This is a genomic window from Sphingomonas sp. (assembly GCF_036387535.1).
Taxonomy (GTDB): Bacteria; Pseudomonadota; Alphaproteobacteria; order Sphingomonadales; family Sphingomonadaceae; genus Sphingomonas_R.
Map to the genome: position 1 here is coordinate 1 of NZ_DASVTO010000034.1, position 11,865 is coordinate 11,865.

The 11,865-nt window shown below is 68.8% G+C and carries 10 protein-coding genes; 9 read left to right on the top strand and 1 reads right to left on the bottom strand.

What is annotated here, in order from left to right; genetic code table 11:
* The 5 genes from VF649_RS02965 to nagE form a co-directional block, all read left to right on the top strand.
* Positions 1-334: SIS domain-containing protein (locus VF649_RS02965; protein ID WP_414713631.1), on the top strand; the 334-nt coding region annotated here is incomplete at its 5' end.
* Entirely contained in the window at positions 331-1,464 is a 1,134-nt protein-coding gene (nagA, locus tag VF649_RS02970; RefSeq protein WP_331010470.1) for an N-acetylglucosamine-6-phosphate deacetylase, read from the top strand. The genes VF649_RS02965 and nagA, both read left to right, overlap by 4 nt.
* On the top strand, positions 1,461-4,358 hold the full coding sequence (gene galA / locus VF649_RS02975) for a beta-galactosidase GalA (protein WP_331010471.1): 2,898 nt from the start codon (positions 1,461-1,463) through the stop codon (positions 4,356-4,358). The genes nagA and galA overlap by 4 nt, the downstream gene beginning before the upstream one ends.
* 97 nt (positions 4,359-4,455) lie before the next feature.
* Positions 4,456-6,933: a phosphoenolpyruvate--protein phosphotransferase gene (ptsP, locus tag VF649_RS02980; RefSeq protein WP_331010472.1), complete on the top strand. Its 2,478-nt coding sequence runs from the start codon at positions 4,456-4,458 to the stop codon at positions 6,931-6,933.
* Complete coding sequence (gene nagE, locus VF649_RS02985; RefSeq protein WP_331010473.1) at positions 6,930-8,600, top strand: N-acetylglucosamine-specific PTS transporter subunit IIBC; 1,671 nt, start codon at positions 6,930-6,932, stop codon at positions 8,598-8,600. Before ptsP ends, nagE begins: the two co-directional genes overlap by 4 nt.
* Here nagE and VF649_RS02990 read toward each other — a convergent pair.
* Positions 8,579-9,403, bottom strand: a complete 825-nt coding sequence (locus VF649_RS02990; protein WP_331010474.1) for a GDSL-type esterase/lipase family protein — start codon at positions 9,401-9,403, stop codon at positions 8,579-8,581. The genes nagE and VF649_RS02990 overlap by 22 nt on opposite strands.
* A gap of 160 nt (positions 9,404-9,563) precedes the next feature.
* Between VF649_RS02990 and VF649_RS02995 the strand changes: the two genes are divergently transcribed.
* The 4 genes from VF649_RS02995 to VF649_RS03010 all read left to right on the top strand — a co-directional run.
* Complete coding sequence (locus VF649_RS02995) at positions 9,564-10,943, top strand: AarF/ABC1/UbiB kinase family protein (protein WP_331010475.1); 1,380 nt, start codon at positions 9,564-9,566, stop codon at positions 10,941-10,943.
* Complete coding sequence (locus VF649_RS03000) at positions 10,940-11,146, top strand: TOBE domain-containing protein (protein WP_331010476.1); 207 nt, start codon at positions 10,940-10,942, stop codon at positions 11,144-11,146. The genes VF649_RS02995 and VF649_RS03000 overlap by 4 nt, the downstream gene beginning before the upstream one ends.
* A gap of 6 nt (positions 11,147-11,152) precedes the next feature.
* Positions 11,153-11,539: a winged helix-turn-helix domain-containing protein gene (locus tag VF649_RS03005; RefSeq protein ID WP_331010477.1), complete on the top strand. Its 387-nt coding sequence runs from the start codon at positions 11,153-11,155 to the stop codon at positions 11,537-11,539.
* A 206-nt stretch (positions 11,540-11,745) separates the two neighbouring features.
* The coding region (locus VF649_RS03010; protein ID WP_331010478.1) for an IS630 transposase-related protein at positions 11,746-11,865 on the top strand (120 nt) is incomplete at its 3' end.

An 11,865-nucleotide genomic window follows, 5' to 3' on the forward strand; every position in this document is an offset into this window, starting at 1 on the left:
AACCTGTGCGATCCAGGCGGAGCCGTTCAGTTCGGCCGAGGTGCGACATGGCCCGATGCGCATCGTGGAGCCCGGCTTCCCCATATTGGGGTTCGCGCCGTCGGATCAGGCCGGCGGCGACGTGGCGGCGGTGGCGGCGACCTTTGCGGAGCGCGGCGCCATCACGCTGATCGCCGGATCGGGCGGTGTCCTGCCGGCGCTGACCGATCATCCCGCCACCGAACCCATTGCGATGCTGGCGAGTTTCTATGGCATGGCCGAGGCGCTGTCGATGGTTCGTGGCATGGATCCGGACTCGCCCCCGCATCTGGCAAAGGTGACGCAGACGCTATGACACGGTTTCGGTTCGCGGGCGGCCATGTCGCGACGGCGGCGGGGGTGCTGGATGGCGCGGAAATCGTGGTCGATGGCGCGCTGATCCAGTCGATCGCGCCATTGTCCGATCCGACCGGCGCGGTCGATCTGGCGGGTGGCTGGGTCATGCCGGGCTTCATCGATACGCAGGTGAATGGCGGCGGCGGCGTTCTGTTCAACGACGACACCAGCGTCGACGGGATCGCGGCGATCGGTGCGGCGCATGCGCGCTATGGTACGACCGCGTTCCTGCCGACGCTGATCAGCGAGGAGCCGGCCCGGATCGCGATGGCGCTGGATGCGGTCGATGCGGCGATCGATGCCGGCGTGCCTGGTGTCGTGGGCGTGCATATCGAAGGGCCGGTGCTCAACACCGCCCGCAAGGGCATTCACGACGCCACCAAGTTCCGGGCGCTGGACCCGGAGATGATGGCCCTGCTGGTGCGGCCCCGGCGTGGGCGCGTGATGCTGACGGTCGCACCGGAGCGGGTGGCGCTGGCGGATATCGCCACGCTGGTCGCGGCCGGCGTGATCGTGAGCGCGGGGCACAGCGAGGCCGATTACGACACGATGATCGCGGCGTTCGATGCCGGGCTGAGCGGGATCACGCACCTGTTCAATGCGATGGCGCCCCTGCATCAGCGATCGCCCGGCGTCGTCGGTGCGGCACTGGACGATCCGCGGCCCTGGTGCGGGCTGATCGTCGACAATGTCCATGTTGCGGCCGCGGTGCTGCGCATCGGGATGAAGGCGCGCCCGTTCGATCGCATGATGCTGGTGACCGATGCGATGCCGTCCGTCGGTGGCCATGGCGGGTTCATGCTGCAGGGGCGGCAGATCGATGTCGCCGGCGGCATCTGCACCTTCGCCGATGGAACGCTGGCGGGATCGGACCTGAATATGGCGACCGCGGTTTCCAACAGTGTCACCGATCTGCGGCTGACCCCGGATGCCGCGGCGGCGATGGCGTCGGCCCATCCGGCGGCGTTCCTGGGATTGTCGCAGGAACGCGGCAGCCTGGCGCCGGGTCTGCGCGCCGATTGGGCGGTGCTGGATGCGGCATTGAACCCTGTGAAGACCCGGATCGCGCAGGAGAGCGTGCTGGCATGACGGTCGCACGTCGCGAGTTGCTGATGGGAACCGCGGCGATCGGGTTGACGGGTGGCACCGCGCCGGCGTTCGCAGCCAGGGTCGAGCCCGGCATCGGGGCCCTGCCGATGCCCCGTCCCGATGATCGGATGCCGCCGGCGCTGCCGGTGCAGGATCCCAGCCGGATCCTGTTGAACCGGGGCTGGCTGTTCCATGAAGGTGATGTCACGCCGTTACCGCCCGCGGGACATAATGCGACCTATCAGAGCGTTAAGGCGGGCAATGCGCAGGGTGCGGCCGCGCCCGATCATGACGACAGCGATTGGCAACCCGTCACGGTGCCGCACGACTGGGCATCGTTCCAGCCGTTCGACCGGAGCGCAAACCTGTCGCAGGGCTATCGACGGCGGGGTATCGGCTGGTATCGGCGGACCGTGCAGCTGGACCCGGCCGATCGCGGCAAGCGGATCGAGCTTCAGTTCGGCGGTATCGCGACCAACGCCACCATCTGGATCAACGGCAGCGTCGTCGCGCATAACTGGTCCGGCTATAACAGCCTGTATGTCGACATGACGCCGTTCGCCCGGTTCGGCGACGAGATGAACATCATCGCGGTGCGCGTCGATGCAAGCGTGATGGAAGGGTGGTGGTATGAGGGCGCCGGCCTGTATCGCCATGTCTGGCTGGCGCGGCGCGCCTCCGTTTCGATCGCGACCGATGGCGTCCATGCCGATCCGCGCCGCGATGCCGCGGGCGGCTGGGCCGTGCCGGTCACTGCGACGCTGACCAGCATTGCCGACATGGCGGCGGAGATCGAGATCGTGGCCACGCTGATCGATCCCGAGGGTCGCGCGGTGGCGACCGGCACGGCGCACGCGAACGTATCGCCGCTGGAGCAGGCGTCCGCATCGCTGACGCTCGCGGTGCCCGATCCGGCCTTGTGGTCGGTGGAGCGACCGACGCTCTATACCGTCCGAACGGTCTTGCGCCGCGACGGCGCGGTGATCGACGAGCGCAGCGTCCCCATCGGGTTCCGCACCATCCTGTTCGATCCGGACCGCGGCCTGCTGCTGAACGGGCGCGCCGTGAAGCTGAAGGGGGTGTGCATTCATCAGGATCATGCGGGTGTCGGCACCGCGATCCCGGATGCGCTGGTACTGTGGCGGCTGCAACGGTTGAAGGCGATGGGGTGCAACGCGATTCGTTGTTCACACAATGCGCCCGCGCCCGAATTGCTGGATTGGTGCGACCGGCTGGGCATTCTCGTCATGGACGAGAACCGGCAGTTCAACCCGAGCCCGGATTATATGGCGCAGCTGGAATGGCTGGTCCGGCGCGACCGCAATCATCCCAGCGTCATCCTGTGGTCGGTGTTCAACGAAGAACCGATGCAAGGCACCGAGGCCGGGGTCGCGATGGTGCGGCGGATGGCGCATGCCGTCACCCGGCTGGACGACAGCCGTCCGGTGACCGCCGCGATGAACGGCGCCTTCTTCGATCCGGTGAATGTCAGCCAGGTGGTGGGCGTCGCCGGCTTCAACTATTATCAGGGCGATTATGATCGGTTCCACGCGCTGAACCCGTCGCGTCCGATGACGAGTTCCGAGGATACGAGCGCGTTCATGACGCGCGGAGCGTATGAGAGCGATGCGAAGGCGCAGGTCGCCTCATCCTACGACACAGACCATGCGAGCTGGGGCGATTCGCACCGCAACGCGTGGAAGATGATCGCGGAGCGCGGGTTCGTGGCCGGCGGGTTCGTGTGGACCGGCTTCGATTATCATGGCGAGCCGACGCCTTATGAATGGCCGACGATTTCGAGTTTCTTCGGGATCATGGACCTGTGCGGATTTCCGAAGACGGCGTTCGACATCCACCGCGCGCATTGGGTGGACAATGCGCCCGTCGTCGCGCTGTTCCCGCACTGGACCTGGCCGGGGCGGGAGGGGCAGCCGGTCAAGGTCATGGTCATGTCCAATGCCGAGCGCGTGGCGCTGCGGCTGAACGGGCGGACGATCGGCGAGGTCGCGGTAGACCGGCTGATGGGCAATAGCTGGGACGTGCCCTATGCGCCCGGCCGGATCGAGGTGATCGCCTATCGCGGCGGGCGCGAAGTTGCACGCGCCGGGCAGGAAACGGTGGGCGCGCCGGTGGCGCTGCGGCTGACCCCGGCGCGGACAGTGATGGCGGGCGATGGCGAGGATGCGCAGCCAATCACGATCGATGCCGTCGATGCCAAGGGCCGGCATGTGCCGACCGCCAACCTGCCGACGACCTTCACGGTCGAAGGGGCGGCGATCATCGGGGTCGGCAACGGCAATCCCAACAGCCATGAACCGGAAAAGGGTGGCGCGCGCGCGCTGTTCAACGGGCTGGCGCAGATGATCGTACAGGCGGACACCGGCCGGGGGCGGATCATGGTACGCGCGACCGCGCCCGGGCTGCGCGCGGCGACGTTGCGCATCGATCGGTTGCACGCCACGCCGCGTCCGCAGGTACCGGCGGCACCGCCGGGGGCGGAGATCCGCGGCTGGCGGCGATCGCCCCCGCTGACCAGCCGGCCCGAACCGACGCTGGCGCCCGCCGACAGCGACAATAACAGCTGGGCCTTCGTGCGGCCGGGGGTGGCGACGCCGCCGGAGGCGGAGCGCAGCTGGCGCGTGTATCGCACACTGGTGACGCCGACGCGCAAGGTCGCGTCCGCCGGCGGCACCCTGCGCTTTGCCGCGGTGGCGGGGCGCGCGGAGCTGTGGATCGACGACCGCCGCGTGGCGACCAAGACCGATCCGGCGGCGGGACCGATCGGCGCGGCGGTGCCGGCCGGAAACACGCCGTACCGCGTCGTCCTGATCATCGATGCGGCGGCGGGGGCATCATCGGGGATGACCGGGCGCGTGACACTGGCCGCCAGATAGTACCAAAATATAACCTGCGTGACGGTTTGATGTCATAAAGGTATTGTGATTTGCGGTCCCTCCGATAGTCTGCCCGCGATCAAGGAAAAGGGCCGAGATGGAAGCGTTCACGGTTATGGCGCCGCTGGCCGGCTGGGTAACGGCCTTGACCGACGTGCCGGATGCGGTCTTTGCGCAGCGGTTGCTGGGGGACGGGCTGGCGATCGATCCCACCGGCGACACTTTGCACGCACCCTGCGATGCAACGATCGTGTCGATCCATGCGGGGCGGCATGCGATCGCCTTGCGCACCGGCATCGGCGCCGAACTGCTGATCCATCTGGGGATCGATACGGTGGCGCTGGGTGGCGCGGGGATCACGCCGCTGGTGGCGGCCGGGGCCAGCGTGCGCAGCGGCAATCCGTTGCTGCGGTTCGATCTGGACGCGCTGGTGCAGCAGGCGCGCGCGGTGGTGACGCCGATCATCATGACCGATCCCGAACGCTTCGTCGTTACGCCGATCGCGCAGGGACTGGTGCAGCCGGGCGACCCGTTGTTCCGGATCATGGTGATCGAGGGCACGCAGCGCGACGCCCCCGCAGCGGAAGGCGCGCTGATGCGGCGCACGGCGCGGGTCGCGCTGGATCACGGCATCCATGCGCGGCCGGCGGCCCGGCTGGCGGCAGCGGTGCGGGGCCTTTCGGCGCAGGTGACGCTGATCCACGGTCAACGCCGCGCGGCGGCGAGCAGCCCGATCGCGATGCTGTCGCTGGGCGCAGCACATGGCACCGAATTGATGATCGAGGCGCAGGGCGCGGACGCGGCGGCGGCGCTGGACGCGGTGGCGCGAATCCTGGCGGACGACCGTCCAGAGGCGCCGGCCGCGGTGCGGACACCGACGGTGGCAGTCGCGGAGGGGCCGGGCCTGCGCGGTGTCGCGGCGGCGCCGGGGCTGGCCGTCGGCCGTGCCGTCTGGCTGCGGAGCCAGGAGATCGTCGTTCCCGAAACGGGAGCAAGCGTGGCAGCGGAGACGATGCTGTTGAACGACGCGCTGACGCGGGTCGGCGCCGACATGACGGCGGCGGCGGCGGGAATCGGCGGCGATGTCATCGCCGCGCAACAGGCCTTGCTGGATGATCCGGCACTGATCGACGCCGCAAGGGCACAGATCGCGGACGGGCGGAGCGCGGCCTTTGCCTATCGCAGCGTGCTGCGCGCGCAGGCGGCGACGCTGGCCGAGACCGGCGATGCCCGGATCGCGGAACGCGGCGAGGATCTGCGCGATCTGGAAGGGCGGGTGCTGCGTGCGCTGCTGGGCGAGGAGGCCGCGGGCCTGGCGTTTGCGCCGGGCACGATCCTGCTGGCGCACGAACTGTTGCCGTCGCAGGTGGCGGCGCTGGACCCTGCGGTCGTCGCGGGGATCGCGCTGGTGGCGGGTGGGCCGACCTCGCATGCGTCGATCCTGGCGGCGGGGCTGGGCGTGCCGATGGCGGTGGCGTTCGGGCCTGCGCTGACGACGGTGGCGGAGGGCGCCAATCTGGTGCTGGACGCCGATCGCGGCATGCTGGACGTCGATCCGCCCATGGAACGGATGGCGGCCGCGACCACCCGGATCGCCGCGCGGCAGGCGACGGAAGCGGCGGCGCGGGCGCAGGGTGACGCGCCCTGTCATACCGCGGACGGCACGAGGATCGAGATCTTCGCCAATCTGGGATCGATCGCCGATGCGCGCGCGGCGGCCGACGAAGGTGCGGAGGGATGCGGATTGTTGCGAACCGAGTTCCTGTTCCTGGAACGGACCGAGCCGCCATCGACCGAACAGCAGGCGGCGGATTATCAGGGGATCGCCGACGCGTTGGGCGACAAGCCGCTGATCGTGCGCTTGCTGGATGTCGGCGGCGACAAGCCCGCGCCCTATCTGGCGATCGCGCCGGAGGAGAATCCAGCGCTGGGGCTGCGCGGTATCCGCGTTGCGCTGGCCCGGCCGGACATCCTGGATGCACAGTTGCGCGCGATCCTGGCCGTGAAGCCGGCGGGGCAATGCCGGATCATGGTGCCGATGGTCGCAAGCGTGGCCGAACTGGATGCGGTGATCGCCGCGGTCGAGCGGCTGCGGGACGAACTGGGCATCGCGACCCCGGTGGCGGTCGGGGTGATGGTGGAAACCCCGGCGGCGGCGATGACCGCGGACCTGCTGGCCGAACGCGCGGCGTTCCTGTCGATCGGGACCAACGATCTGACCCAATATACGCTGGCCATGGACCGTGGGAATGCGGCGGTTGCGGCGGGCGTGGACGGGCTGCACCCGGCGGTGCTGCGGTTGATCGCGGCGACGTGCGACGGCGCGCGGCGGCACGGCACGCCGGTGGGCGTGTGCGGCGGGCTGGCGGCCGATCCGCTGGCGGTGCCGATCCTGATCGGTCTGGGGGTCGACGAACTGTCGGTCCCGCCGGCGCGGATCGTGGCGACCAAGGCGCAGGTCGCGACCCTGTCGCAGCGCGCCTGCGCGGCCTTTGCCCGCACGATGCTGGCGTGCGAAACGGCGGCGGCGGTCCGCACCGCGGCGGCCGCCTTCGTTCAGGGAGAGCTTGCATGACGTCGCCCATGGCCTTTTTCCAGCCGCTGGGTCGCGCGCTGATGCTGCCGATCGCGGTGTTGCCGATCGCCGGCCTGTTGCTGCGCATCGGGCAGCCCGACATGCTGGATATCGCCTTCATCAGCGCGGCGGGCGATGCGATCTTTTCCAACCTGGGCCTGTTGTTTGCGATCGGCGTCGCGGCCGGGTTCGCGCGCGACGGCAATGGCGCGGCCTGCCTGGCGGGGGTGGTCTGCTTCCTGGTGGCGGGAAAGGGTGCGGGCGTGCTGATCGCGGTGCCGGCGGATGCGACCGCGGGGCTGACCGGGGCATCGGTGGATCTGGCCACAGCGGCGTTCCGGACCAAGGCGATCGCCAAGCTGGAAGTGCCGATCGGCATTCTGTCAGGATTGATCGGCGGCCTGTTCTACAACCGCTATTCGGCGATGAAGCTACCAGAATATCTCGCTTTCTTCGGCGGGCGCCGGTTCGTGCCGATCGTCAGCGGACTGGCGGGGCTGGCGATCGCGGCGGCGGTCGGGCTGGGGTATGGCGCGATCAGCGGGGGGATCGACGCCCTGAGCCGCGGGATCGTTGGCGCCGGCGGTACCGGGCTGTTCGCATTCGGGTTGCTCAACCGGTTGCTGCTGGTGACCGGGCTGCACCATGTGCTGAACAATATCGCCTGGTTCGTGGTCGGCGATTATCAAGGGACCACCGGCGACCTCCGCCGCTTTTTCGCTGGCGATCCGGGTGCAGGTGCGTTCATGAGCGGGTTCTTCCCGGTGATGATGTTCGGCCTGCCCGCCGCATGCCTCGCCATGTACCGGTCGGCGCTGCCGGATCGGCGGAAGGCGGTGGGCGGCATGCTGCTGAGCCTGGCGCTGACGTCGTTCCTGACCGGGGTGACCGAACCGATCGAGTTCAGCTTCATGTTTCTGGCGCCGGTGCTGTACGGCATTCATGCGGTGCTGACCGGGATTTCGATGGCGCTGATGTCCGCGCTGGGCGTGCATCTGGGCTTCGGATTTTCGGCGGGGCTGTTCGATTATGTCCTGAACTTCGGCAAGGCGACGCGACCGCTGCTGCTGCTGCCGGTGGGGGCGGTGTATTTCCTGCTCTATTACGGGCTGTTCCGCGTGGCGATCGTGAAGCTGAACCTGTCCACACCGGGGCGCGAGGCGGAACCGGTGGTCAGGGCCGATGCGCCCGCCGGTGAACGCGGACTGGCGTTCGTGGCCGCGATGGGCGGGGCGGCGAACCTGCAGGGAATCGGTGCGTGCACCACGCGGCTGCGGTTGACGGTGGCGGATCAGGCGAAGGTGGACGAAGCGGCGTTGAAGGCGCTGGGCGCGCGCGCGGTGCTGCGTCCGGGGGGGACGGCGGTGCAGGTCGTACTGGGACCGGTCGCCGATACGGTCGCGATGGAAATGCGCAGCGCCGCCGATCGCCCGGTCGTGGCAAGCGCGCCGGTGACGGTCACCGCACCCGCCTATGTCCTCCCCGATGCGATCGTGGCCGCGCTGGGCGGGGCGGGCAACATCGTCATGACCAGCCGCCACCACCGGCGGGTCCGGATCGAACTGACCGATCCGGCGCGGGTGGCGGAGGCGGCCCTGACGCAAGCGGGCGTGCGCGGGATCGCACACCCGGCGCCACGCATGGTTCACCTGTTGCTGGCGGACTGATCCCGTAGCCGGCCGATCAGGCGAACCAACAGGGGTTCGATCGCTTCTGCCATCCGGCGTTGTCCGACGGTGTCGGGATGGAGCGGCTTGCCGGGATGCGGCAACCGTGGATCGTAGAAGACCGCGGGATCGAGCGTGCCGTCCGCCTTCATGAAGATACCACCGATGTCGCGATAGGTGACGCGCGGATGACCGACATAATGGCGCGCCAGATAGCGGTTGACCGCGCGGTCCGTGGCGGTTTTCGCCTCCGAGATTCCGCTGGGCAGGATGCCGAGCAGCAGGATCTTCGTATCCGGCAACCGATTTCTCAGTTCCGCCACGACGGCATCGATCCCGCGCTGCGTATCGATCGCCGAGCGGCCGGCCTGGGTGTCGTTGGTGCCGATCAGCAGGACGGCGGCCTTCGGATGGATGCCGTCAATCTCCCCATGGCGCAGCCGCCAGAGGACATGCGCGGTCGTGTCGCCGCTATATCCCAGGTTCAACGCGCCACGCGGAGCGTAGAAGGCCTGCCAGATCGGCTTGAAATCCTCGTCCGGCGGATCGGACTTGTCGTAGTTGTTGGTGATCGAATCCCCGATCAGCAGGACCTTGGGATCGGGATCCGCGGCCAGCGTCGCGAGCAACGCCCGGTGGCGAGCAGCCCACCAGGCCTGGTTCAGCCGATCCTGCGGCGTGACGGGCGGCGGTATCGATGCGGTCGGAGCGAGCCCCGGCGCAGGGGGCAAAGCCGCAACAGCCGGGCCGATGGCAAGCCATGCCAGCCATGCGACCCGCTGCAGCGCCTGTCTGGTCGTCATCCGCGTTGATCCCATCATTTTGCCCGGCGCTTGATATCGGGCCATCCGCGACACTGTCGAGCCGGATGCGGCCGGAGTGCATTGATCCGGCTTCGGTCGCGCCCATATCGCGGTGGCGCAGGGCTCCTGATCCGGGTGGTCGGTAGCGGAGCGAACGCGGATGACGGACGATCGATTTGCGGACAGGACACGCGCGGTGCCACGCGGGCGGCTGTCGCGGCTGAGCGCGTTCGGGCGGCTGGCGGGCGGGGTGGCCGGCGGCATGGTGGCGGAAGGTGCGCGCCGCCTGGCCGATGGCGAGCGGCCGCGGATGCGCGACATGCTGCTGACGCCTGCGAACATCGGCAAGGTGACGGACCAGCTGTCGCATTTGCGCGGCGCCGCGATGAAGCTGGGGCAGATGATATCGATGGACGCGGGCGACATGCTGCCGCCCGAACTGACCGAGATCCTGGCGCGGCTGCGCGACCGGGCACATGCCATGCCGCCGGGGCAGTTGCAGCAGGTGCTGGCCGGGCAATGGGGGCGCGACTGGCGCATGCGGTTCGCGCGGTTCGGGCCGACGCCGATCGCGGCGGCATCGATTGGTCAGGTCCACCGCGCCACCATGCGCGACGGGCGCGAACTGGCGATCAAGGTGCAGTATCCGGGTGTGAAGGACAGCATTGACGCCGATGTCGACAACGTCGCCACGCTGCTCCGGATTTCGGGATTGCTGCCAAAGGAGCTGGCGATCGCGCCGTTGCTGGCCGCGGCCAAGCAGCAGTTGCATGAAGAGGCGGATTATTTGCGCGAAGGCGAGCAGATGGCGCGATTTGGCGCGTTGCTCGCGGGTTCGCCGGCCTATGTCGTGCCGGCTCTGGACCGTGACCTGACGACCGACCGGGTGCTGGCGATGGAATATCTGCCCGGTGTGGCGATCGAAAGCATCGGCGATGCACCGGCGGAGGTGCGCGACGGCGCGGTGCGCGCGTTGATCGCGCTGGTGCTGCGCGAACTGTTCGAATTCGGGCGGATGCAGACCGACCCCAATTTCGCCAATTACCGGTTCCAGCCGGAAACGGGGAAGCTGGTGCTGCTCGATTTCGGGGCGGCACGGCCGGTGGGGGCGGACATCGCCCGCGATTATCACCGCCTGCTGATGGCCGGGCTTGACGGCGATGGCGATGCGGTGCGCGATGCGGCGGTGGCGGCCGGTTTCCTGGGTGCGGCGGCGGTGGCGCGGCATCAGCCGTTGATCGACCGCATGATCGGCGTGATCCTGACCGAGATGAACCGCACGGGACCGTTCGATTTCGGCGACCGCGCCTTTGTCGGCGTGCTGCGCGATCAGGGGATGGAAATGGCGGCGGATCGCGCGACCTGGCACCTGCCGCCGGTCGACATGCTGTTCGTGCAGCGCAAGATCAGCGGCACGGCGTTGCTGGCCGCGCGGTTGAAGGCGCGGGTGGATGTAAGAGCGATGATCCTCGGGTATCGGGACTGGACGGGCGATCCGGCCATGGCGCCGGACGGGACGCAGACGGAGGAACGACCATGAAGATCAGCGCGCGCAATCAGATCGAGGGCCGCATCGTGTCCGTGACACCGGGCGCGGTCAATGCGGCGGTGAAGGTGGATATCGGCGGCGGGACGATCATCACGTCCAGCATCACCGAGGAAGCGATCGCGGACCTGGGCCTGACAATCGGCGATACGGTGATCGTGATCGTGAAGGCGAGCGACGTCCTGATCGGAAAGTAGCGGGTGCTGCGCATCGGGGCGCTCAAGATCAAGGCGCAGCTGTTCTGCGGGGACGAACGCGCAATCGGGCCGGGGCGGGCGGACCTGCTGGATGCCATCGACCGGCATGGGTCGATTTCCGCGGCCGGGCGCGCTCTGGGGATGAGCTATCGCTACACCTGGTTGCTGGTCGACGCGATGAACCGATGCTTTGCCGAGCGACTGGTGATGACGCATGCCGGCGGCGCCCGGCTGTCGGATAACGGGCGGCGCGTGCTGGGCGCCTATCGCGCCGTCGAAGCCGCGCTGGTGGATGCGGCGCGGGCGCATGGCGCGCTGGCCGAACTGGAGGCGCTGATGCTGCCGACGCCGCGTCTGCCGGGCGACGGCGTTGCGGAAGGTGTGGCGGAGTAGGGTCAGGCGCTGGCCGCGGCGCGGATCGCGGCTTCGAACCGGGCGAAGCGGGCGCTGTCGCGGAGCCGGGCTTCGCTCTCCCGCGCGACGCGGAAGCCGATGCGGCGCATGGCATCGAAGCCGGCTAGAGCGTGACCGCACCTGACCGATTCCCTTTGGCTTGGAAATGTGATTCAAGCTGCTGACTGGATAGGAGGCCAGCAGCGATGGCGCGTCCTTATTCTCAAGATCTCCGCGACCGTGTGATTTCGAGTGTGGCGTCGGGAGCGACGTGCCGCGAGGCGGCGGCGCGGTTTGGGGTTGGTCTGGCGACGGCGGTGCGCTGG